The organism is Micromonospora sp. NPDC005257 (assembly GCF_042872445.1).
In the GTDB taxonomy this organism is placed as follows: domain Bacteria; phylum Actinomycetota; class Actinomycetes; order Mycobacteriales; family Micromonosporaceae; genus Micromonospora.
In genome coordinates this window covers 375,444-399,054 of the sequence record NZ_JBIAKL010000001.1, presented here as the reverse complement: position 1 = coordinate 399,054, position 23,611 = coordinate 375,444, and the positions used below count along the sequence as shown (strand labels likewise).

Here is a 23,611-nt window from a genome sequence, read left to right as displayed (position 1 = left end):
GGCCATCCCAGCTTCGTGGCGCCGCCGTCCGGGAAACCCCGGCGCCGCAGCCGGGCGGCGACGTGGACGGCGACCCCGTCGACCGCCGGACCCACCACCCATGAGCGCCCGCCGGTGACCGCCGGCCCCTCTCGACTGCTGTGCCGCGTACGCCCCGGTGCACCACGGGCGACGTCGTGCGTTCGGCGGGCCGCTCCCAACCGGACGCCGGCACGGCCGGCGCCCGGCGACCGAGGAGGATCAGTGCGCAGATGGACCCGACGGGCGCTCGCCGTCCTGGGCGTCGCGGCGGTGGCGCTCGCCGCCACAGTCACCGACCAGGCGATGACCCCGCGTCCCGCCCAGGCGCTGGACAACGGCGTCGCCCGTACCCCGCCGATGGGCTGGAACACCTGGAACACCTTCGGCTGCAACATCAACGAGACGCTCATCCGCCAGACCGCCGACGCGATCGTCAGCAACGGCCTGCGCGACCTCGGATACAAGTACGTCGTCGTGGACGACTGCTGGTTCGACCCGAACCGGGACGCGCAGGGCAACCTCCAGGCGAACCCGCAACGGTTCCCCAGCGGGATGAAGTCGCTCGGTGACTACCTGCACGCCCGCGGCCTGCTGTTCGGCATCTACCAGGTGCCGCTGGACAAGACCTGCGCCCAGGTCGGCGGCGCGTTCCCCGGCGCCACCGGCAGCCTCAACCACGAGTACCAGGACGCGCGCCAGTTCGCCGCCTGGGGCGTGGACTACCTCAAGTACGACTGGTGCTCCGGCACCGGGACGATAAACGACCAGGTGGCGCGGTTCGGCATCATGCGCGACGCGCTGGCGTCCACCGGCCGGCCGATCGTCTACAGCATCAACCCCAACAGCTACCACGCCAAGACCGGGCCGCAGCGCAACTGGAGCGACGTGGCGAACCTGTGGCGGACCACCGAGGACATCACCAACGCGTGGAACACCGGCCAGACCAACGGCTACCCGATGGGTATCCAGAACATCGTCGACGTCACTGTGCCCCTGGCCGGGTACGCCGGCCCCGGCGGGTTCAACGACCCGGACATGCTCGAAGTCGGCCGGGGCGGGATGAACGACACCGAGATGCGCAGCCACTTCGCGCTCTGGTCGATCCTGGCCGCGCCGCTGATGATGGGCAACGACGTACGCTCGGCGAACGCGGCCACCCTCGCCATCCTGCGGAACGCGAACCTGGTCGCGATCAACCAGGACACGCTCGGCCGCCAAGCGGTCCAGGTCTCCTTCGACGGCACCCGGCGGGTGCTGGCCAAGCCGCTGGCCAACGGCGATGTGGCGGTAGCCCTGTTCAACCAGGGCGGCTCGACCACCACCGTCTCCACCACGGCGGCGGCGGTGGGCAAGAGCGGCAGCTCGTTCACGTTGCGCGACGCGTGGACCGACGCCACGTCCAGCAGCACCGGGACGATCTCGGCGAGCGTGCCCGCGCACGGCACCGTGGTCTACCGGGTCAGCGGGGGCGGCACCACCACCCCGCCGCCGGTCCCGGCCACGTTCCGGCTGCGCAGCGAGTCGTCCGGCCGGTGCCTCGACGTCGACAACGCCGGCACCGCGAACGGGACCGGAGCGCTGATCTGGGACTGCCACACCAACGCCAACCAGCAGTTCACCGCCAACGGGCAGGCGTTGCAGGTGCTCGGCAAGTGCCTGGACGTGCCGACCAGCGCGACGGCCGGGACCCGGGTGCAGATCTGGGACTGCAACGGCGGCACCAACCAGCAGTGGACGTTCAACGGCAACGGCACGGTGAGCAACGTGCGCTTCCCGTCGCTGTGCCTGGACGTCGACAACGCCGGCACCGCGAACGGCACCCGGGTGATCCTCTGGACCTGCCACGGCAACACCAACCAACGGTGGAGCCGGGCCTGAGCGGCTACCGCCGGTGAACGGCGGCCGGCCGGACGAAGGGGCGAGCGTCCGGCCGGCCGTCACCGGGCGCCGGAGGCCCGGCGCTTGTTCCAGATGTCGAACGCCACGGCCACGAGGAGCACCAGGCCCTTCACCACCGACTGGACGGACTGGTCGATGCTCATGAGCTGCATCCCGTTGCTCATCACCGCCATGATCAGGCCACCCACCATGGCGCCGACCACGGTGCCGACGCCTCCGGTGACCGCCGCGCCGCCGATGAAGGCCGCGGCGATCGCGTCCAGCTCGAACATGTTTCCCGCCGCCGGCTGGGCCCCGTTGGAGCGGGACGAGTAGATCACGCCCGCCACGCCGGACAGGAAGCCCATGTTGACGAAGATCCAGAAGTTGACCCGCTTCACCCGTACGCCGGACAGCATCGCCGCCGGCAGGTTGCCGCCGATGGCGTACACCCGGCGGCCGAACACCGTCCGTCGGGTGAGCAGGCCGTAGACGAGCACGAGCACGGCCAGCACGATCAGCACGATCGGCAGGCCCCGGGCGTGGGCGAGCTGCCAGGCGAACCACATGACCACGGCGCCGACCACCACGACCCGCAGGACGAACAGCGGGAACGACTCCACCGGCTGCTCGTGGCGCACCCGGGCGACCCGGGTCCGGAACACGCTCGCGGCGTACCCGACCACCGCGAACGCGCCGATGAACAGCGTGAACGCGTCGTAGCCCTGGCCGCCCAGCAGTCCGTTGAGGAATCCGGCGGCGACCCGCTGGTACTCCTCGGGGAACGGCGACAGCGAGATGTTGTCCAGCACGCGCAGCGTCAGGCCACGGAACAGGAGCATGCCGGCCAGGGTGACGATGAACGCCGGGATGCCGGCGTACGCGACCCAGAGGCCGTGCCACGCGCCGACCGCGACACCCACCGCGAGCGCGGCCAGGACGCCGACCCACCAGGGCAGGCCCTCGCGGATGACGAGCACCGCCGAGACCGCCCCGGTGAGCGCCACCACCGAACCCACCGACAGGTCGATGTGCCCGCCGATGATCACGATGACCATGCCGATCGCGAGCACCAGGATGTAGGAGTACTGGAGGACGATGTTCGTCAGGTTGCCCGGGCTCAGCGAGACACCGTCGGTGAGGACCGCGAACAGCGCCACGATCACCACCAGGGCGATGTAGATGCCGCTCTGCCGCAGGTTGCCCAGGATCAGCGCGCGCGGGTCGCTGGTGCCGGTGTGCAGGGTCGCCGCCGCGCCGGTGTCCGGGGCGGCGATCTTCGTTTCGGGGGGAGGCTTCGTGCTGGTCATCCGACGAGATCCCTGTCCTTGGTCATGAGTTCCATCAGGTTCTCCTGGGTGGCGTCGGCCACCGGCATCTCCCCGGTGATCCGGCCGGCCGCCAGGGTGTAGATGCGGTCGCACATGCCGAGCAGCTCGGGCAGTTCGGAGGAGATGAGCACGACGGCCTTGCCGTCGGCCACCAGCCGGTTGACGATCGTGTAGATCTCGAACTTGGCGCCCACGTCGATGCCCCGGGTCGGCTCGTCGAGGATCAGCACGTCCGGGTCGGTGAACAGCCACTTCGCCAGCACGACCTTCTGCTGGTTGCCGCCGGAGAGCTTGCCCACCACCGACATCACCGTCGGCGCCTTGATGTTCATGTCGCGCCGCCCCCGCTCGGCGACCTGGATCTCCCGATTGCCGTCGATCCAGCCGCGGCGGGCCAGCTTGTCCAGCGCGGCGGCCGAGACGTTGCCCCGCACGTCGTCGATCAGGTTGAGGCCGTAGCGCTTGCGGTCCTCGGTGGCATACGCGATGCCGTTGGCGATGGCCTCGGCCACCGTGCGTGCCCGTACCTCGCGGCCCTTGACGAAGAGCCGGCCGCGGATGTCCCGGCCGTACGACCGGCCGAACACGCTCATCGCCAGTTCGGTACGCCCGGCGCCCATCAGGCCGGCGATGCCGACGACCTCGCCGGCCCGCACGCGCAGCGAGGCCCGGTCGACGACCAGGCGGTCCTGGGTCGGGTGGCGCACCGACCAGTCCTCGATCCGCAGCACCTCCTCGCCGGGCGCCACGCTGCGGGTCGGGTAGAAGGCGGCCAGGTCGCGCCCGACCATGCCGCGGATGATCCGCTCCTGGGTGACGGCGCCGTCGGACATGTCCAGCGTCTCGACGGTACGGCCGTCGCGGATCACAGTGGTCGAGTCGGCGACGGCCGTGATCTCGCCGAGCTTGTGCGAGATCATGATGCAGGTGATGCCCTGGTCGCGCAGCCGGCGCAGCAGGTCCAGCAGGTGCGCCGAGTCGACGTCGTTGAGTGCCGCTGTCGGCTCGTCGAGGATCAGCAGCCGGACCCGCTTGGACAACGCCTTGGCGATCTCCACGAGTTGCTGCTTACCGACACCGAGCTGGATGACCGGGGTGACCGGGTTCTCGTGCAGCCCGACCGACCGCAGCAGCGCCGCGGCCTCCGCGTTCGTCCGATGCCAGTCGATGAGCCCGCCGCGGCCGCGGCGCTCGTTGCCGAGGAAGATGTTCTCGGCGATCGACAGGTAGGGCACCAGCGCCAGTTCCTGGTGGATGATGACGATGCCGCGGGCCTCGCTGTCCTGGATCCCCCGGAACCCGACCGGCTCGCCGTCGAAGACGATCTGACCGTCGTAGCTGCCCGCCGGATAGACACCGGACAGCACCTTCATCAGGGTGGACTTGCCGGCGCCGTTCTCACCGCAGATCGCGTGGATCTCGCCGCGCCGTACGGCGAGCGAGACGTCCTGGAGCGCGGTCACCCCGGGGAAGGTCTTCGTGATGCCACGCATCTCGAGGATGTGATCGCTCATGGATATCCGTCCTGCTCGTGGTCGTGGTGTCCGGAGCGGGCGGGCCCGGGGCGCGGTGGCCGCCGGGCCCGTCGCCGCGGGGTCAGCCGGCTCGACCGGCGGCCACCTCCGCCTCGGTCAGGTAGCCCGAGTCGACGAGGACGGACTTGATGTCCTCCTTGTAGACGGTCTGCACCGGCAGCAGGAACGCCGGCACGACCTTGACGCCGTTGTTGTACGCCTTGGTCTCGTTGGCCTTCGGCTCCTCCTTGCGCAGGAACGCCTCGGCGGCGATGACCGCCTGCTCGGCCAGCAGCCGGGTGTCCTTGAACACGGTGGAGCTCTGCACACCGTCGTTGATGAGCTTGACCGAGGCGACCTCGGCGTCCTGGCCGGTCACCACCGGCATCTTCTTCGCGCCGCCGCGGTAGCCGGCGTTCTGCAGCGCGGTGATGATGCCCCGGGACAGGCCGTCGAACGGCGACAGCACGCCGTCGACCTTGCTGCCGTCGTTGTAGCTGGAGGTGAGCAGGTCCTCCATCCGCTTCTGCGCGGTCTCCTGCTGCCAGCGCAGGATGGCGGCCTGTTCGATCTTGGTCTGCCCCGACTTGACCTTCAGCGTCCCGGCGTCGAAGTACGGCTTGAGCGTGTCCATCGCGCCGTTGAAGAAGAAACCGGCGTTGTTGTCGTCGAGCGAGCCGGCGAACAGCTCCACGTTGAACGGGCCGGTCGCGGCACCCTTGGCGCCGTCCTTGGTGAGCAGGCCGAGCCCGACCAGGAGCGCGTTGGCCTGCGCCACGCCGACCTTGTAGTTGTCGAAGCTGACGTAGAAGCTGACGTTGGGGCTGTTGCGGATGAGCCGGTCGTAGGAGATGACCGGGATCTTCGCCGCCGCGGCGGCCTGGAGCTGCCCGCTGAGGGCGGTGCCGTCGATCGGGGCGATGACCAGCACGTCGGCGCCCTTGGTGATCATCTGGTCGATCTGCTGCGACTGGGTGGGAATGTCGTCGCCGGCGTACTGGAGGTCGACCTTGTAGCCCTTCGCCTGCAGCTTCTCCTTCACCGAATTGCCGTCGGCGATCCACCGTTCCGAGGTCTGGGTCGGCATCGAGACGCCGATGGTCAGGTCGCCGGGCTTGGCCGAGCTGGTGTCTCCGCCGCCTCCCGCGCCCTCGCCGCTGCAGGCGGTCAGGCTGATCACGAGCGCGGCACCGCTGAGTGCGGCCAGAAGTCGTCTGCGCACGAGCGTCCTCCCTGTCGTGGCGGTCCCTGTGACACAGGTAACCCTCACGGCGAGTGTTAACGCTCACAAGTTGCCCCGTCAACCAATCGCGCGAAATGCGCACGTCTCTTTCTCGTAACAGAGGCGACGGTCCAGGTCGGACGGGAGATGTGGTGGAGCACCGCGAGGGCGACGGCGCGGTCGCCCTCGCGGTGGCCCTGGCTCAGCTAGCGGAACAGGTGGGCGTCAGGCCCGATCCGCTGCCGTTGCCCTGGAACCCGAACTCGGTGCTCTGGCCGGCGCCGAGCTGGCCGTTGTAGTCCACGTTCGTGAACCGCACCGCGCCGCTGTTCCCGCTGGCCGTCGCGCTCCAGGTGTTGGTGATGCTCGCGCCGCCCGGCAGCGTCATGCTGACGGTCCAGCCCCGGGTGCCCGAGGAGCCCGCCGTCACCTTCACCGTCGCCACGAACCCGCCGGTCCACGAGTTCAGCGTCACCGACGCCGAGCATCCGCCCTGACCCGGCGGCGGCGTGGTGGGGTTGTTCGGCGGCGGGGTGGTCGGGTTGTTCGGCGGCGGGGTGGTGGTCGGCGGCGGGTTGCCGCCCCCGGCGTTCAGCGCGTCGAGCACCGCGTTGTACGCCGCCTTCTTGTTGCCCGAGCAGTCGAACAGCAGCGCGTTGTCCGAACCGCGCCACGAGTCGCAGTCCCGCACGCCCCACACGGTGATGCCGGCGCAGCGCGACACCGCCAGGCAGGCGCGGGTGACAGCGGCGTAGATGTTCGCCTGGTTGCCGCCGGTCATCACGTCCAGCTCGGTGATCTGCACCTCGACGCCCAGGTCGGCGAAGCGCTGGAGGTTGGCCTGGTAGTCGCCGGGAATCGTGGTGCCCAGGTGCGACTGGAAGCCGACGCAGTCGATCGGCACGCCGCGCGACTTGAAGTCGCGGACCATGTTGTAGATGCCCGTCGACTTCGCGTTGATGCCGTCGGTGTTGTAGTCGTTGTAGCAGAGCTTCGCGCCCGGGTCGGCCGCGCGGGCCGCCCGGAAGGCCGCCTCGATCCAGTCGTTGCCGGTGCGCTGGAGGTTCGAGTCGCGACGCCCGCCGCCGCCGCCGTCGGCGAACGCCTCGTTCACCACGTCCCAGGCGTAGATCTGCCCCCGGAAGTGGGTGGCGACCTGGGTGACGTGGTTGATCGCGGCGTTGCGCAGCGCGCTGCCGGACAGGCCCTGCGCCCACGACGGCTGCTGCTGGTGCCAGAGCAGTGCGTGCCCGCGCACCGACATCCCGTTCGCGCGGGCGTGGCTCACCAGCCGGTCGCCACCGGTGTAGGTGAACCGCCCCTGCTGCGGCTCGGTGGCGTCCCACTTCATCTCGTTCTCGGCCACCACGGAGTTGAACTCGCGGTTCAACACCGTCGTGTACGTGTTGTCGGACAGCTTGCCGGTGGCGACCGCGGCACCGAAGTAGCGGCCCTTCTCGGCCGCCGCCGCGCGCAGCGTGGTGCCGGCGCTCGCGGCCGGCGCCAGGGTCACCGCCATCCCGGCGGCGAGCGCGCCGGCCAGGATGCCGGTGGTCAGCAAGGCTCTCTTTCGTCTCATGCGGATTCCTCTTCCGGGGGTTACGCGATGGTGGTGGTGCGAGTCCCCGACCCCGCGTCCGGTGACGGTGTCGAGGTACGCCCAGCGCGGCTCGCCCGGTGAGCCTTGCGGCGCTCATGCCCTGCCATCGACTGTGAGCGATAACATCCCCCGGCGTCAACCCCCCGCCGCCTAGGGATAGACGTCCTCGTGCGCCTTGCGGTAGTCGACGATCTCGTCCAGCCGGCCGGTGGCGGCGTGCGTCACCCAGGCCGGGTTGCCCAGCAGCGCGCGGCCGAGCGCGACCAGGTCGAACTCCCCGTCCACCAGCCGTGCGGCCAGGCCCGCCACCGACTCCGGGCCGGCCGGGCGCAGGAAGTCCCGCCGCAGCCCCACCGAGCCGACGGTGATCGTCGGCAGGCCGGTGAGGCGCTTGGCCCAGCCGGCCAGGTTCAGCGCCGAGCCGGCGAACGCCGGTTGCCAGAAGCGGCGTTGTGAGGCGTGCAACACGTCCGCGCCGGCCTCGGCGAACGCGGTGAGGATCTGCGCCAGCTCGGCCGGGGTGTCGGCGATCCGGGCGTCGAACGCCCGCTCCTTGAACTGGGAGAACCGCACGATCACCGGGCGGCCCGCGGGGACCTGTGCGCGTACCGCACGCACCACCGCCGCCGGGAACGCCGCCCGCCGCGCCGGCGAGCCGCCGAACGCGTCGGTCCGGCGGTTCGTGTACGGCCAGAGGAACTCGTCCAGCAGGTAACCGTGCGCGGCGTGGATCTCGACCGCGTCGAATCCGGCCCGGACCGCCACCCGTGCCGCGTCCGTGTACGCCGCCAGCAGCACGTCCGCGTCGGCGGCGGTCATCGCGTGCGGCGCCGGGCGGCCCGGCTCGCGTACCCCCGAGGGGGTCCAGGCCGGACGGCCGTCGACCGGTTCGCGGAGGCTGCCCAGATGCCACAGCTGCGCGGCGATCCGGCCGCCGGCGGCGTGCACCGCGTCGACCACGCCCCGCCAACCGGCCTCCGCAGCGCCGGCGGTCACCCGCGGCACGGTGTCCTCGTGGCCGGCGCTGGGGTGGTCGACGAGCACGCCCTCGGTGACGATCAGGCCGATGCCCGCCGCGGCGCGGCGCCGGTAGTAGTCGGCCATCTGCGGCGTCGGCACGCCACCCGGCGCGCGGTGCCGGGTCATCGGCGCCATCACGAAGCGGGACGGCAACGGCAGCCCGGCGACGGTGACGGGTTCCAGCAGCGGCGCCACCGGCGATGCGGTGTCCAGAGTCGCGTTCATGGCCCGACGCTAGGAGTTGACACCGGTGTCAAGGGCAAGTGCTCAGGCGGCCGGATCCCGGGTGTCCTCGGTCACCGTCATGTCGGACACCACGTCGTCGAGCACCGCGACGGCGTGCGCGAGCCGTGCCATCTCGGCGGTCATCCGGGCCCGCTCCTCGCGCAGCCGGTCGGTGAGCCGCGAGGTGCGGATCTCCGGATCGGTCACGCAGGGCAGCAACTCGGCCATCCGGCGGCTGCTCAGGCCGGCGTCGAACAGCCGCTGGATGAGCCGGATCCGGTCCACCGCCGACTCGGCGAAGACCCGCTGCCCGCTCGGCGTCCGCAGGGCGGCGAGCAGGCCCTGCTGCTCGTAGTACCGGATGGACCGGGCGCTGACCCCGGTACGCGCCGACAGCTCCCCGATCCGCATCGCGCCTCCCGCGTTCGTGCGTCCCCGCTCGTCCCCGCCGGGCCGCGCCGGCCGCGGGCGACCACGACGATATCGAAACCGGCGGCGGGGTCACGCGACGTTTCCACGCGCATCCGGTAGTCTCATCGACGGCTGACGATGTTATCGGTCACATCAATGACCTCGGTCGAGCCGTGGGAGCCCTCGCCACCTCGTCGCGCACGCCCCGGGCAGGCGCCGCGCACCGGCACGCCGCCGGCCGCCACGCGATCCGGCGCGCACGTCCGGCACCGACCACACCGCCAGCACGGCGAGGAGCCCCTCATGAGTGAACGCAACGTCCGGCGGATCCGCCGGCGGATCTGCCTGGTGGCCGCCGTCGCGGCCCTCACCGTCACCGGCGGCCTGACCGTCACCGGCAACGCCCAGGCCGCCGCCGGCTGCCGGGTCACCTACACCGTGCCGTCGCAGTGGCCGGGTGGCTTCACCGCCGGCGTCACGGTCGCCAACCTGGGCAGCCCGGTCAACGGCTGGGAGCTGACCTGGACGTTCCCGTCCGGGCAGCGGGTGACGCAGGCATGGAACGCGACGGTCACCGCGGCCGGCGCCCGGCAGACCGCGAAGAACATGAGCTACAACGCCACGATCGGCACCGACGCGAGCGTGTCCTTCGGGTTCAACGGGGCCTGGACGGGCACCAACACTGCGCCCACCTCGTTCGCCCTCAACGGCGTCACCTGCGGCGACAGCGGAGGCGGACCGACCTCCACCCCGCCGCCCTCGCCCTCGTCGTCGGTCTCCCGGTCGCCGTCGCCGTCGCCGTCCACGTCGCCGTCGCCGTCGGACGACGCGATGGCCACCGTGGCCGCCATGCAGCCCGGGTGGGGGCTGGGGAACACGTTCGACGCCATCCCCGACGAGACGTCGTGGGGCAACCCGCCGGTGACGCAGGCGTTGCTGCACCAGGTGCGTTCCCAGGGCTACCGCAGCATCCGCATGCCGGTGACCTGGAGCAACCACCACGGTCCCGCGCCCGACTACACCATCGACGCGGCCTGGCTGAGCCGGATCCGCCAGGTGGTCGACTGGGCGCTGGCCGAGGACCTGTACGTGCTGATCAACCTGCATCACGACTCGTGGCAGTGGCTCAACGCCTATCCCGGTGACCGCACCACCGTGTTGAACCGGTACACCGCCCTGTGGACCCAGATCGCCACCACCTTCCGCGACCACTCGTCCAGGCTGCTCTTCGAGAGCATCAACGAGCCGCAGTTCACCGGCACCGCGGGTGACGCACAGAGCGACGAGGTGCTGGACGAGCTGAACACCGCGTTCGTCCGCCTGGTACGCCGCACCGGCGGGAACAACACCGGCCGCGTACTGGTGCTGCCCACCCTGCACACCAGCTCCGAGCAGGCCCGGCTCGACGCGCTGTCGGCAACGATCGGCCGGCTCCAGGACGACCACATCGCCGCGACCGTCCACTTCTACGGATGGTGGCCGTTCAGCGTCAACATCGCCGGCGGCACCCGGTACGACGCCAACGTCGAACAGGACCTGGTCGACGGCTTCAACCGGGTGCGCGACACTTTCGTCTCCCGGGGCATCCCGGTGGTCATCGGCGAGTGGGCGCTGCTCAGCTACGACTACACCCGGCCCGGCATCATCGAGCGCGGGGAACTACTCAAGTTCTTCGAGGCCGTCGGCTACCACGCCCGCAGCCGGGGTCTCACCACTGTCCTCTGGGACGCCGGTTCGTTCCTCAACCGCAACGACCTCCAGTGGCGCGACCCCGGCCTGTTCGCGCTGATGAAGGCGAGCTGGACCACCCGTTCCGCCACCGCGTCCTCGGACCGGATCTACGTGGCCCGCACCGGCGCCGTCACCGGCAAGGCACTCACGCTCGATCTGCACGGCACGACGTTCCAGGGGCTGTGGCAGGGCGGCACCAGGCTGGCCGAGGGCGCCGACTACACCGTCTCGGGCGCCACGCTCACGCTGACCGGGGCGGCCGTGGCCCGGCTGGCCGGCAGCCGCGCCCCGGGCGTCAACGCCACCGTCGAGGCCCGCTTCTCCGCCGGCGTGCCGTGGCAGATCAGCGTCGTCTCGTACGATCCGCCGACGCAGTCCGCGGCGACCGGCACGACCGGCGCCTTCGCCCTCCCCACCCGGTTCAACGGCGACGAGCTGGCCACGATGGAGGCGAAGTACGCCGACGGCAGCCCCGCCGGGCCGGCCGACTGGACTCCGTACAAGGAGTTCTGGACGCACTTCCAGCCCGACTACGCCGCGAACACGATCCTCCTGAAGCCGGAGTTCTTCGCCGAGGTCGACGACGGCCCGGTCACGCTCACCTTCCACTTCTGGAGCGGCACCCAGGTCACGTACCGGATAGTCAGGTCCGGAGACACGGTGACCGGCAGCCCCGCCTGACCGGCGCTCCGGGTCCCGGCGGGCACGCCGGGACCCGGACCGGCCGTCAGGACAGCAGCTCGACGTACCCGTCGGTGCCGTGCACGCGGATCCGCCCGCCGTCGGGGATCAGCCGGGTCGCGTCCGGCACCGCGACCACGGCCGGCAGGCCGTACTCGCGGGCGATCACCGCGCCGTGCGTCATCAGGCCGCCCACCTCCGTCACCAGGCCGGCGGCACCCACGAACAGCGGCGTCCAGCTCGGGTCGGTGTGCGCGGTGACGAGGATGTCGCCCGGCTCCAGGTCGGCCCCGGCCAGGTCCGCCACGACCCGCGCCCGCCCCTCGACCACGCCGGCCGAGACCGCCAGCCCCGCCAGGGCGCCCGGGGGCACGTCGTCACGCCGGTACGAGCCGTTGAGGGCCTCGCCGTCGGAGGTGAGCACCCGGGGCGGGGTGAGCCCCTGGTGCGCCCGGAACTCCTCCCGGCGCCGGCGGATCAGCCCGGCGTCCACCCGGCCGGTGGCCGCGGCCTCGCGGAACTCGTCGAAGGTGAGGTGGAAGGCGTCCTCGGGATCGGCGAGCACACCGGCCCGCGCCAGCCGGCCGGCCTCGGCCACGAGCGCCGCCTTGTAGACCGCGTAGCGGCTCACGATGTCGTACTTCGGGTACTCGCGGTAGCCGGCGAACGTCCGTACCCGCTCGATCATGGCCTGCGTCTCGGCGGCCCTGCGGTCGCCGTCGGGCAGCGCGCGCAGGCGGTCGAGCACCTCCCGGGCCTTCGCCTCGGCCCGCTCCCGGCCGTGGGCGAAGCGGCGCGCGGCGGCTCCCGGGGCGAAGTTGCGGACGTTGTCCAGGATCAGCGGCACCAGCGTGACGGGCCGCTCGCTCCACCGGGGCCGGCTGATGTCGATCTCCCCGACGCAGCGCATGCCGTACCGGTCGAGATAGCCGGCGATGGCGTCGCGCGCCTGCGCGCCGCCCGGCAGCCCGGGCAGCTCGTCCAGGAACCCGTCGTCGGCGGCGTGGTCCCGCAGGAACGCCACCACCTCGGGGTACGCGCGGATCACGTCGGCCACGTCGAGCAACGCCAGTCCCATCTCGGCGGTGACGTTGCCGGGCGCGGAGAGCGTGAGCGTGTCGGCCGTGCCGCGCTCGCCGAGCCACTCCCCCAGCTTGTCGTCGAGCCACCAGGCGGCCTGCATCCCCGCCATGATCGCCTGGCCGCTCAGCGGATCGGTGAGCACCCGCTTGTGCTCGGCGAACGCCTCGGTCAGGAAGTCGAACAGCTCGGGTCCGGATCGGCCACCGATGTCGCGGCGCAGCGCGGCGACGGACGCCCGGCTGCGCTCGACCAGCGTGACGACGATCGCCGGGTCGGTGTCGATCGGGGGCGGCGGGCCGCCGGCCGGCCGGGCGTCCGTCGCCGGATCCGGCACGGCCGGCAGGACGTCGCGGGCGAGGACCGTCTCCAGCGCGTCCCGGGTGAGCGGGTCGGCCCGGCCGATCATGTCCAGGAACGCGGCCCGGCCGGCCCGAGTGGCCAGGTACGGCGTGGCGTCGACGAACAGCCGCCCGCCCGCCTCGTGCATCGGCGCCATGGCGGTGAGCCGCCACATCGACAGGCCCAGCGGCGTCATCGCGTCGGTCATCATCTGCTGGTGCCCGACCGACAGGTAGACGTGGAACCGGTTGTCGGCGGCAGCCGGCGCCGGGAACAGCGTGGTGATCGGCCGGCTCTGAAGGATGTGCACGTCGTCGCCGGTCAGGGCCCACTCGATGTCCTGCGGGCGCCCGAAGCGCGCCTCGATCAGCCGGCCCAGCGCGGCGAGGCGTACCGCCTGGGCGTCGGTCAGCGCGGGCCGGGCCTGCCGCGCCGGGTCGACGGGCGTCTCCCGGGTGCCGCCGCCGGGCACCGCGCGCACCTCCCGCGACTTCGCGCCGATCGTCCTGGCCACGACCGTGCCGTCGCGCACCGTGAGAACGTCCGGGTTCACCAGGCCGGAGACCAGGGCCTCGCCGAGACCGAACCCGGCCTCCACCGCGACCACCGTCCGGTCTCCGGTGACCGGGTCGGCGGTGAACATCACCCCGGCCGAGTCCGGGACGACCATCCGCTGCACCACCACCGCCATCTCCACGGCGCGGTCGTCGATGCCGTGCCGCCGCCGGTACGTCACCGCCCGCTCGGTGAACAGCGAGGCCCAGCAGCGACTGACGTGCCGCAGCACCTCGGACGTGCCCACCACGTTCAGGTAGGTGTCCTGCTGGCCGGCGAACGAGGCGGCCGGCAGGTCCTCCGCTGTCGCGCTCGACCGCACGGCGTACGCGCCGTCGGCGCCGAGCCCGGCCAGCGCGGCGGTGACCGCCGCCGCGACCTCGCCGGGCAACGCGGTCCCCTCGACGACGCGGCGGACCTCGGCGGCGGCCGTCCGGATCGCCGCCGGGTCGTCCCCGTCCGCGCCGGCGAGCCGGTCCAGCGGGCCGGCGAGCGCCGGCGTCCGCGCCACGGCAAGCCGGAAGGCGCCGGTCGTGACGCAGAAACCAGGTGGTACGCGCACCCCGTCGATGCGCGTCAACGCGCCCAGCTGCGTGCCCTTGCCGCCGACCGCGGCGATGCGCGTGTCGTTCACCTCGCGCAGTTCCCACACGTACCGTCCGGCCATGCCGTTCCCCCGTTTCCGCAGCTCGATCCGCGTCGGGCGAGAATTCTGCGGCAACACCGGGGCCTTGCGGCAAGACCCCGGGTGCGATATACGTTGACAGTGGCGAGGAGATACGTCTCCTCGCCACTCGTTTGCGCTCCTCTACGAACCCCCTGCCCTGACCCGCTGCCGCCTGGTGAGTCAGATCTCCCCGCCCCGGGTGGAGTGCCGAGGGCGCGACGGGGCAAGAATCGACCACGAGGACGCGGGGCCCGCCCGCGGACTGGACGAGCGGGACCGGACGGGGTGGGGGGAGACTCGGGCGATGAGCGGCGCTGACACCGACCCGCGTACGCGTGCCGACGTCTTCGCCGTCGACGGTGAGATCGGGCCGGACCTGGCGCGGATCGACTGGTCGGCGCACCCCCTGGGCCCGCCGGACACCTGGCCGCAGAGCCTGCGGACCGCGGTGCGGATCCTGCTGTCCTCCCGGTTCCCGATGTGGATGGCCTGGGGGCCGCAGCTCACCTTCTTCTGCAACGCCGCCTACCGGCGGGACACGCTGGGCCGCAAGTACCCGTGGGCGCTGGGACGTCCGGCGAACGAGGTGTGGGCGGAGATCTGGGACGACATCGGCCCCCGCGTGGACACCGTGCTGCGCACCGGCGAGGCGACCTGGGACGAGGGCCTGCTGCTGTTCCTGGAGCGCGCCGGCTACCGCGAGGAGACGTACCACACGTTCTCCTACAGCCCGCTGCGCGCCGACGACGGCGGCCTGGTCGGGATGCTCTGCGTGGTCAGCGAGGACACCGAGCGGGTCATCGGTGAGCGGCGGATGGCCACGCTGCGTGACCTCGGCTCGGACCCGAGCGTCATCCGCACCGAGCAGGAGACGCTGGCGTTCGTCAGCCGCCAGTTGGCCCGCAACCCGCAGGACCTGCCGTTCACACTCACCTACCTGTACGACGACGACGGTGGCGCCCGGCTGGTGGAGGCGACCGGGCTGGCGGCGGGCCACCCGGCAGCACCGGCCACCCTGTCCCCCGGTGACCCCGCCGCACCGTGGCCGGCGGAGGCCCCCGCCGACGGCGAGTCGGTGCGGGTCGCGCTCGACGGCCCGGCCTTCGCGGACCTTCCCACCGGCGTCTGGACCGCCCCGCCCACCGAGGCGCTCCTGGTCCCGCTGCGGCAGCAGGGCGGGGCGCCGTACGGGTTCCTGGTCGCCGGGCTGAACCGCTACCGGGAGCTGGACGACGGGTACCGCGGCTTCGTCGAGCTGACCGCCGGGCATCTGGCCACCGGTATCGCCAGCGCCCGTAGCTACCAGGCGCAGCAGCGGCGGGCCGAGGAGCTCGCTGATCTGGACCGCGCGAAGACCGCGTTCTTCTCCAACATCAGCCACGAGTTCCGCACCCCACTCACGTTGATCATGGGACCGCTGGACGAGCTGCGCGGCCGGTTGCCGGACGCCGACGAGCAGGTCCGCGCCGAGCTGGACGTCATCCGCCGTAACGGGCTGCGCCTGGGCAAGCTGGTGAACAGCCTGCTCGACTTCTCCCGGATCGAGGCCGGGCGGATGCAGGCCCGCTACGAACCGGTGGACCTGGCCGCGGTGACCGCCGACCTGGCGAGTGTCTTCCGGTCGGCGATCGAACGGGCCGGTCTGTCCTTCGAGGTCGACTGCCCGCCCCTGCCCGAGCCGGTGCACCTGGACGTCGGCATGTGGGAGAAGGTGGTGCTCAACCTGCTCAGCAACGCGCTGAAGTTCACCTTCGACGGCACCATCCGGGTGGAGCTGCGCGCCGAGGGCGACACGGCCGTGCTGCGGATCTCCGACACCGGCATCGGCGTACCCGCCGACGAGATGCCGCGCCTGTTCGAGCGGTTCCACCGCATCGAGAACGCCCGCTCCCGGTCCGACGAGGGCAGCGGGATCGGCCTGGCCCTGGTCAAGGAGCTGGTCACGCTGCACGGCGGTGACATCGACGCGCACAGCGCGGTGGGCAGCGGCACCACCTTCACGATCCGGCTGCCGCTCGGTGCCGCCCACCTGCCCGCCGACGCGCTCGCCCCGGCGGGCACCGGCCGGACATCCGCGTCGGCCGAGCCGTTCGTGCAGGAGGCACTGCGCTGGCTGCCCGCCGACCCGGGAGCCGCGCTCGGTGGCGACGATCCGGCCGGCGGGCCGGTCCAGCCGCTGCCCGGCGGGGCGCCGGCCCGCGTCCTGGTGGCCGACGACAACGCCGACATGCGGGAGTACCTCACCCGGCTGCTGCGCTCGGCCGGGCACGAGGTGCGGGCCGTCGCCGACGGGCAGGCCGCGCTGGACGCCGCCCGCGCGCACACCCAGGACCTGGTGGTCAGCGACGTGATGATGCCTCGGCTCGACGGCCTGCAACTCGTCGCCGCGCTGCGCGCCGACCAGCGTACGGCCGGCACCCCGGTGCTGCTGCTGTCCGCCCGCGCCGGTCAGGAGGCCTCGATCGAGGGGTTGGAGGCCGGCGCCGACGACTACCTGGTCAAGCCGTTCCCGGCCGCCGAGCTGCTGGCCCGCGTACGCGCCAACGTGGAGCTGGCCCGGCTGCGCAACCACCACGCCCGCTGGCGTACCGCGCTCGTCGACTCGTTGCAGGAGGGGTTCTTCGTCTGCGACGAGGAGGGCGCGGTGATCGAGATCAACGCGGCGTTCACCGGCATCCTCGGCTACGACACCGACGGACTGCCCTATCCGCCGGTGCACCCGTGGTGGCCGGACCGGGAGGCCGAACCCGAGGCGCACCGTCAGGTGGCGGAGGCGTTCTCCACGCTCGTCGGGCAGACCCGTGGCACCTACACCGTGCCGGTGACCCATCGCGCCGGGCACCGGATCTGGATCTCGGCTGCGTTCAACCAGGTAGACGACCCGGACGGCGGGCGGCGGATGATCGTCGGTACGTTCCGGGACGTCACCGCGGAGCACTACGCGGTGCAGCGGGAGACCGCCCTGGCCGGGCTGAGCATGCGGCTGTCGCAGGCCGAGGACCTCACCGACGCGCTGCACGGGGTGCTGGACGAGCTGCGCAAGCTGTGGCGGGCCGCGGGCGTCCTCGCCGCCGTCTTCGGTGACCCGCCCGCCCCCGACGTGACCGCCACCGACCCGGCGGCACGGTGGGAGACGTTGCCGCACGAGCGCCGGCAGGCGTTGCTCGCGCTGCGGGACACGCCGCTGCTGACGCCGGTGGCGACGCGTACGCACGGCGCCGGCATCGCCGTCGAACACCCGCACGGCACCATGGCGCTCTGGATCGACCTGGGCGAGAAGCGGCCCTTCACCGAGCAGGACCAGACCCTGCTGGCGCTGCTGGCCGGCCACATCGGCCAGGCACTGCACCGGGTGCACCAGATCGACCAGCAGCGGGAGACCGCGCTGGCCCTGCAGCGGGCGATCCTCGGCCCGGCGCAGCTGCCCGCCGGCTTCGCGGTGCGATACTCCCCCGCCGCGATGCCGCTCAAGGTCGGCGGCGACTGGTACGACACCGTGGAACTGCCGGACGGGCGCATCGGCATCGTGGTCGGCGACTGCGTCGGACACGGCCTGCGGGCCGCGACGGTGATGGGGCAGTTGCGCAGCGCCTGCCGGGCACTGCTGTTGCAGGACCCCAGCCCGGCCGGGACGCTCGTGGCCCTGGACCGGTTCGCCGCGCTGCTGCCGGGGGCCGCCTGCGCCACCGTCTTCTGCGGCGTCCTCGACCCGGCCACCGGCCTGCTGCGCTACTCCAGCGCCGGTCACCCGCCGGCCATCGTGGTCCGCGCCGACGGCACTCCCGAACTCCTGCAACACGGCCGGTCCCGGCCGCTGGCCGTACGCCCGGGCCAGGAACGGCCGCAGGCGGAGGCGACGGTGCCGGCGCGCGCCACCCTGATGCTCTACACCGACGGCCTCGTGGAGCGCCGCCGCCAGCCCATCACCACCGGCATCGCCCGCGCGACCCACGCGATCCAGCAGGGCCACCAGGCACCGATCGAGACGCTGGCCACCGAGATCATGGCCCGGCTCACCCCCGACGGCGGCTACCACGACGACGTGGCGCTGCTGCTCTACCGCCACCCCGGGCCGTTGGAGCTGGAGTTCCCCGCCGAGTCGACACGGCTGGCCGAGGTCCGCACCGCGCTGCGGGGATGGCTCGACCGCTGCGGGCTGGCCCCGGCCCACGCCTACAACATCCTGGTGGCGGCGGGCGAGGCGTGCGCCAACGCGATCGAGCACGGGCACCGCGACGACCCGGGCGGCCGGATCCGGCTGCGCGCCGCCGCCACCGCCGACGACCTGCGCCTGAGTGTCACCGACAGCGGGCACTGGCGGGACCGGGACCAGCCTTCCGACCCGCACCGCGGCCGGGGACTCGTGCTCATGCGCGCGCTGATGGACAGCATCAGCGTCACCGCGGGGGCGACCGGCACCACGGTTGACATGCAGGCGAGGATCACGCCATGAGCACGTCCCTGACTCTGACCACGAGCGACAGCCCGGACGGCGTACGCGTGCTGGCCGCCGTCGGCGAGATAGACATGAGCAACGCGTCCACGTTCGCCGACGCGCTGGCCGGGGCCGTGCGCGCCGACGGCGATCCCCTGCTCGTGGACCTCACCGAGGTGGAGTACCTGGACAGCGCCGGGCTGGCCGCGCTGTTCCCGCACGCCGACCGGATCGCGTTGGTCGCCGGCCCGCTGCTGGAGCCGCTGCTGACCATCTCCGGGCTGGCCGACCTCACCACGGTCCGCAGCGCCTGACGCGCCGCCGACGGCGGTGACGCGTCATCAGCCCGGTGTGGCCGGCTCTCCGGACCCGGCCAGGTCACGGGCCACCTCCGGCAGGTTACGCACGATCACCAGCGGCGAGTGGGCGTGGTGCAGCACCGCGTGGCTCACCGACCCGAGCAGCAGCCCGCCCAGCGCGCCGCGGCCGTGCGCGCCGACCACCACCAACTGGGCGTCCTTCGACTGCTCCACCAGCACCCGGGCCGGGGCGCCGCGGACCGACCGCTGCCGCACCGGCACGTCCGGGTAGCGCTCGGCCCAGCCGGCGATCGACTCGGCGACGACCCGCCTGGACTCCTCTTCGAGCGCCGCCGGGTCGTACACCAGGGGCAGGATGTCGCCGGGGCCGATCGGGGTGGGATACAGCCACGCGTGCAGCACGACCAGCGGCGCGTCCCGGCGGGCGGCCTCCTCGTACGCGAACCCGACCGCCGCGGTGGACGACTCGGAACCGTCCACGCCGACCACGACCGGGCCGTCGGCGCGCGCCTCGCCGCGCGTCACCAGCACCGGGCAGTGCGCGCGGGCCGACACCTGGAGCGTGACCGAGCCGATCAGCAGGCCGGCGAAGCCGCCCAGGCCGCGGTGGCCGAGCACGATCAGCGCCGCGTCGCGGGACTCGGCGACGAGCACCGCCGCCGCCGCGCCGTCGGCCACCACGCCGGTGACCGGTACGTCCGGCGCGACCTTGCGGGCCTCGGCGACCGCCTCGGCGACGCACCGCTCGGCCTGGTTGCGCAGGCCGGCGCCGGCGGGCGCGCCCGGCGCCGGGGTGAGCGGCGCGCGGGTCAGCGGCCAGATGAAGGCGTGCACCACCTGCAACGGGCGGTTGCGGTCGGCGGCCTCGCGGGCGGCCACCCGGACCGCGTCCAGCGCGGCGGCGGAGCCGTCCACGCCCACCACGACGGGGGCCTGCGGGCGGATCGTCATGACATCCTCCTTCGCTCGTCCTCAGCCTGCCCGTCCGGCGGCCGGCCCGGCAGGGCCGTCGGTCCCCACCCGGGGGTCGCCGGTCCCCCGGAAGCGGCGGGTCAGCCGCAGCACCAGACCGGGCAGTACGCCGATCGCGGCGCAGGCCAGCAGGTCGAGCGCGCTGAGCGGAGACGTGCCGAGCAGCTCGCGCAGGGGCGGCAGCAGCACGCCCGCCACCTGCAGGACCGCGGAGACCGCGACCGCCACCGGCAACGCGAGGTTGCGTTCGCGCGTGCCCGGCGTACGGGTCGCGCGGACCGCCAGCGCCACGCCGAGCTGGGCCAGGCCGAGCACCACGAACACCACCGACTGCCACGGCCGGTCCGCCGCCGCGGCCCAGACACCGGCGCCGAGCGTCGCCGCGGCGATCAGCGCGCCGGTGAGCAGCACGTCCCGGCCCAGGCCACCGCCGAGCACCGACTCCTGCGGCGAGCGGGGTCGCCGGCGCAGCGTGCCCGGCTCGGCCGGTTCCGCGCCCAGCGCCACCCCGGGAACGCCGTGGGTGAGCAGGTTGATCCAGAGGATCTGCGCCGGCAGAAGCGGCACCGGCAGGCCGACCAGCGGGCCGAGCAGCATCACCGCGATCTCGGCCACGCCACCGGCGAGCGCGTAGCGCAGGAACCGGCGGATGTTGTCGTAGATGCGGCGGCCCTCACCGATGGCGGTCGCCACAGTGGTCAGGTCGTCGTCGACGAGCACCAGGTCGGAGGCCTGCCGGGCCACCTCGGTGCCGCCGCCCATCGCCACGCCGATGTCCGCGCGGCGTAGCGCCGGGGCGTCGTTCACGCCGTCGCCGGTCATCGCCACCACGTGCCCCTGGTTCTGAAGGCCGGCGATGATGTCGAGCTTCTGCTCCGGCTGGGTCCGCGCGTACACCCGGGTCTCGGGGTGGGCCCGGCCCGGGTCGCCGTCGTCGCCGTTGGCGAGCGGGTCGCCGTCGCGCCAGAGCCCGAGCCGCCCGCCGATGGCGGCGGCGGTCGCCGGGTGGTCACCGGTGATCAGTACCAGCCGAATGCCGGCCTCCTCGAAACCCGCGGCGATGCCGGGCGCGGCCGCCCGCAGCGGGTCGCCGACCGCGACCAGGCCCAGCGGGCGCAGGCCGGTCGGCCGGGCCGGGTCCGGCACGGTGTCGACCACCGCGGCGGCGACCGCCAGCACCCGGAGCCCTTCGGTGGCGAGCCGGTGCGCGGCGTCGGTCAGCTCGGCCAGTTCCCCGGCGTCGGCGTCCACCAGCGGCGCGGCCAGCAGGTTCTCCGGGGCGCCCTTGCAGACCACCAGGTAGCGCCCGTCGTCGCGGCGGTGCACGGTGGTCATCCGGCGCAGGTCCTGGTCGAACGGGGCCTCCGCCACCCGGGGCCAGGCCCCGCGGGTGGTCTCCGGGTCCAGGCCGCAGCGGGCGCCGAACGTGACCAGCGCCGCCTCCAGCGGGTCACCGATGGCGGTCCACTCCGGCCGTTCGTCGGTCGGTGGCGTCACGGTGGCGTCGTTGCAGAGCAGCCCGGCGCGGGCGAGGGCGCGCAGCTCGTCGGGGGCGCTCACCGGCTCGCCCCGGTGGTGCACCTCGCCGTCGGGCGCGTAGCCGATGCCGGTGACGGCGTAGCGGTCGCGGCCGGGGACGACCGCGTACTGCACCGCCATCCGGCCCTCGGTGAGCGTGCCGGTCTTGTCGGAGGCGATCACCGTGACCGAGCCGAGGGTCTCCACCGCGTGCAGCCGGCGGGGGATGGCCCGGCTGCCGGCCATCCGGCGCGCGCCCAGGGCAAGTGCGAGCGTGACGACGGCGGGCAGCGACTCCGGCACGGCCGCCACCACGAGGCTGACAGCGGTGACCGCCATCTGCGTGACCGGCCGCCCGTCGAGTACGCCGATCGCGAAGACCAGCCCGGAGAGCACCACGGCGGTCAGGCCGAGCACCCGGCCGAGGGAGGAGAGACGTCGTTGCAGCGGGGTGGGCGCCGGCCGGGTCGCCGCGACGAGGGCGCTGATCCGGCCCAGCGCGCTCGCCGCGCCGGTGCGCACCACGGTTCCGGCGGCACGGCCGGTGGTGACGACGGTGCCCGCGCTCGCCTCCTCCCCCGCGGCCCGGGCCACCGGCACCGACTCGCCGGTCAGCGCCGACTCGTCCAGGCTGAGGCGTACGGCGGCGGTGAGGTCGAGGTCGGCGGGCACCACGTCGCCCGCCTCCAGCCGGACCAGGTCGCCCCGGACCAGGTCGGCGGCGGGCAGCACGAGGTCGCGGCCGTCGCGGACGACGCGCGCGGTCGGCGCGGCGAGCCGGTCCAGCGCCGCGACGGCCCGGTCGGCGCGTACCTCCTGCACCACGCCGATCGCCGTGTTGATCAGGACGACCAGCACGATCACCGCGGTGTCCGGGTAGTCGCGCAGCAGCGTGGTCACCACGGCGGCGGCCAGCAGGAGCGCCACCAGCGGGTCGGTGAGCTGGCGGAGGATCCGGCCGGCGAGTCCGCGCTTGCGCGGGGCGGCCACGGTGTTCGGACCGTCGGCGCGCAGCCGGGCGGCCGCCTCGGCGGAGCCGAGCCCGGTCGCGAAAGCCGGAGAGATCTCGGTGGGCGTCGTCGCTGTAGCGGGCCCGCCGTTGAACACCACATCGTCCTCCGTGTCGTCGCCGCCCGCGCCGGGCCGTTCCAGCATGGCGCGCCAGGATATGCGGGTCGCAGGGCCGAGGACCTGTGGGGCCCGGGACCAACGGCCCTCAGGCGGTACGGGGCAACGCGACACCCGGCTCGTCGGTAACGTCTGCGCGATGAGCCGGACACCCAGCGCCACCCGGCCGAAACCTCTGTCCCGTCACCGGTGGGTCCGCAGCGCGCTCGCGGTGCTTTTCCTCACGTCGGCCGGTTGCGGCAAGGGGATCGGGGAGGAGAGCGGCGACACACTGGCGCGCGACGCCGCAGCGGCGGAGGCGAAGCAGCTCAACACGGAGCTGGGGCACCGTGACCGGGTGCGGGACGCCGGGTCGATCGCGGCGGCCGAGATCATCGAGGAGGCGGGGTCCACCACGCCGGGCAGCGGTGCGACAGTCCGGCGGGAGGCGCTGGCCTGGTCCGGCCGCACCGCCCGGGACGAGCGGGCAACCGTCGACGTGCGGTTCGTGGTGACAGTGACCGAGCAGCCTCAGGTATCGATCGGCGGCGCGAGCAACACCGCCGGTGAGGCCGTCCGCTGCTACCGCTACGAGTTCCAGCTCTACCGCTACACGACGTACCGCGAGATCGACTGCCCGAGCGGCGCCGCTCCCCCACCACCCACTGCCGCGCCGGTGCCGGGCCTGCCCGAGGACGGGCGGAAGCGGCTCACCGCAGTGCTGCGCGACGCCACCCCGGCCACGCTCGCCGCAGCGGTGCGGGCGGCCTTCCCGCAGGAGTGGATCACCGTCGACACGACAGTGCACGAGGGCGCGCTCGTCGCCGCCGTCGGCGTACCGGCCGAACGGGACTGCCTCCTGCTCGTGCGCACGCCGGCCGGCAGGATCGAGTCCCCCGGGTACGACCGGATCTGGCTGGAACCGGGCGAGACCGGCTGCAGGACGGGCCTGTACGTCTCACCGCCGCGCTGAGCACCCGC

The 23,611-nt window shown here is 73.1% G+C and carries 14 protein-coding genes; 5 read left to right on the top strand and 9 right to left on the bottom strand.

Annotation, left to right across the window (positions count from 1 at the left end):
• The first annotated feature begins 243 nt into the window (after window positions 1-243).
• Window positions 244-1,899, top strand: coding sequence for a ricin-type beta-trefoil lectin domain protein (locus ACFYO8_RS01520; protein WP_354864029.1), 1,656 nt, complete (start codon window positions 244-246; stop codon window positions 1,897-1,899).
• Between the two features lie 59 nt (window positions 1,900-1,958).
• Here ACFYO8_RS01520 and mmsB read toward each other — a convergent pair whose 3' ends face one another.
• The 6 genes from mmsB to ACFYO8_RS01490 form a co-directional block, all read right to left on the bottom strand.
• A complete protein-coding gene (gene mmsB / locus ACFYO8_RS01515) occupies window positions 1,959-3,209 on the bottom strand; it encodes a multiple monosaccharide ABC transporter permease (protein ID WP_354864031.1) in 1,251 nt (416 codons plus the stop codon).
• Entirely contained in the window at window positions 3,206-4,744 is a 1,539-nt protein-coding gene (mmsA, locus tag ACFYO8_RS01510; RefSeq protein WP_354864033.1) for a multiple monosaccharide ABC transporter ATP-binding protein, read from the bottom strand. Before mmsA ends, mmsB begins: the two co-directional genes overlap by 4 nt.
• Before the next feature lie 82 nt (window positions 4,745-4,826).
• A complete protein-coding gene (chvE, locus tag ACFYO8_RS01505; protein ID WP_355094902.1) occupies window positions 4,827-5,966 on the bottom strand; it encodes a multiple monosaccharide ABC transporter substrate-binding protein in 1,140 nt (379 codons plus the stop codon).
• 202 nt (window positions 5,967-6,168) lie between these two features.
• On the bottom strand, window positions 6,169-7,545 hold the full coding sequence (locus tag ACFYO8_RS01500) for an endo-1,4-beta-xylanase (protein ID WP_387188617.1): 1,377 nt from the start codon (window positions 7,543-7,545) through the stop codon (window positions 6,169-6,171).
• A gap of 171 nt (window positions 7,546-7,716) precedes the next feature.
• Entirely contained in the window at window positions 7,717-8,811 is a 1,095-nt protein-coding gene (locus tag ACFYO8_RS01495; RefSeq protein WP_355094898.1) for a 12-oxophytodienoate reductase, read from the bottom strand.
• 42 nt (window positions 8,812-8,853) lie between these two features.
• Window positions 8,854-9,222: a MerR family transcriptional regulator gene (locus ACFYO8_RS01490; RefSeq protein WP_355094896.1), complete on the bottom strand. Its 369-nt coding sequence runs from the start codon at window positions 9,220-9,222 to the stop codon at window positions 8,854-8,856.
• Between the two features lie 303 nt (window positions 9,223-9,525).
• Between ACFYO8_RS01490 and ACFYO8_RS01485 the strand changes: the two genes are divergently transcribed.
• Window positions 9,526-11,634, top strand: a complete 2,109-nt coding sequence (locus ACFYO8_RS01485; RefSeq protein ID WP_355094894.1) for a cellulase family glycosylhydrolase — start codon at window positions 9,526-9,528, stop codon at window positions 11,632-11,634.
• 46 nt (window positions 11,635-11,680) lie between these two features.
• Here the strand turns inward: ACFYO8_RS01485 and rph are convergent, their stop codons facing one another.
• On the bottom strand, window positions 11,681-14,278 hold the full coding sequence (rph, locus tag ACFYO8_RS01480; RefSeq protein ID WP_357710951.1) for a rifamycin-inactivating phosphotransferase: 2,598 nt from the start codon (window positions 14,276-14,278) through the stop codon (window positions 11,681-11,683).
• A gap of 304 nt (window positions 14,279-14,582) precedes the next feature.
• Here rph and ACFYO8_RS01475 point away from each other — a divergent pair, with 304 nt between their 5' ends.
• Entirely contained in the window at window positions 14,583-18,731 is a 4,149-nt protein-coding gene (locus tag ACFYO8_RS01475; RefSeq protein WP_354864045.1) for a SpoIIE family protein phosphatase, read from the top strand.
• Entirely contained in the window at window positions 18,728-19,027 is a 300-nt protein-coding gene (locus ACFYO8_RS01470; RefSeq protein WP_354864046.1) for an STAS domain-containing protein, read from the top strand. Before ACFYO8_RS01475 ends, ACFYO8_RS01470 begins: the two co-directional genes overlap by 4 nt.
• A 27-nt stretch (window positions 19,028-19,054) precedes the next feature.
• Here the strand turns inward: ACFYO8_RS01470 and ACFYO8_RS01465 are convergent, their stop codons facing one another.
• Window positions 19,055-19,984: a universal stress protein gene (locus tag ACFYO8_RS01465; protein ID WP_354864048.1), complete on the bottom strand. Its 930-nt coding sequence runs from the start codon at window positions 19,982-19,984 to the stop codon at window positions 19,055-19,057.
• Between the two features lie 21 nt (window positions 19,985-20,005).
• Window positions 20,006-22,678, bottom strand: a complete 2,673-nt coding sequence (locus ACFYO8_RS01460) for a cation-transporting P-type ATPase (protein WP_354864050.1) — start codon at window positions 22,676-22,678, stop codon at window positions 20,006-20,008.
• Window positions 22,679-22,790: 112 nt separating this feature from the next.
• Here ACFYO8_RS01460 and ACFYO8_RS01455 point away from each other — a divergent pair, with 112 nt between their 5' ends.
• A complete protein-coding gene (locus ACFYO8_RS01455) occupies window positions 22,791-23,603 on the top strand; it encodes a hypothetical protein (RefSeq protein WP_354864052.1) in 813 nt (270 codons plus the stop codon).
• The last annotated feature ends 8 nt before the right edge of the window (window positions 23,604-23,611 follow it).

Coding starts and splice junctions, on each gene's coding strand:
- mmsB (WP_354864031.1), bottom strand. CDS start 3,209: ATGACCAGCACGAAGCCTCCCCCCGAAACGAAGATCGCCGCCCCGGAC.
- ACFYO8_RS01465 (WP_354864048.1), bottom strand. CDS start 19,984: ATGACGATCCGCCCGCAGGCCCCCGTCGTGGTGGGCGTGGACGGCTCC.
- ACFYO8_RS01475 (WP_354864045.1), top strand. CDS start 14,583: ATGAGCGGCGCTGACACCGACCCGCGTACGCGTGCCGACGTCTTCGCC.
- ACFYO8_RS01490 (WP_355094896.1), bottom strand. CDS start 9,222: ATGCGGATCGGGGAGCTGTCGGCGCGTACCGGGGTCAGCGCCCGGTCC.
- ACFYO8_RS01455 (WP_354864052.1), top strand. CDS start 22,791: ATGAGCCGGACACCCAGCGCCACCCGGCCGAAACCTCTGTCCCGTCAC.
- ACFYO8_RS01460 (WP_354864050.1), bottom strand. CDS start 22,678: ATGCTGGAACGGCCCGGCGCGGGCGGCGACGACACGGAGGACGATGTG.
- ACFYO8_RS01500 (WP_387188617.1), bottom strand. CDS start 7,545: ATGAGACGAAAGAGAGCCTTGCTGACCACCGGCATCCTGGCCGGCGCG.
- ACFYO8_RS01470 (WP_354864046.1), top strand. CDS start 18,728: ATGAGCACGTCCCTGACTCTGACCACGAGCGACAGCCCGGACGGCGTA.
- rph (WP_357710951.1), bottom strand. CDS start 14,278: ATGGCCGGACGGTACGTGTGGGAACTGCGCGAGGTGAACGACACGCGC.
- mmsA (WP_354864033.1), bottom strand. CDS start 4,744: ATGAGCGATCACATCCTCGAGATGCGTGGCATCACGAAGACCTTCCCC.
- ACFYO8_RS01485 (WP_355094894.1), top strand. CDS start 9,526: ATGAGTGAACGCAACGTCCGGCGGATCCGCCGGCGGATCTGCCTGGTG.
- ACFYO8_RS01495 (WP_355094898.1), bottom strand. CDS start 8,811: ATGAACGCGACTCTGGACACCGCATCGCCGGTGGCGCCGCTGCTGGAA.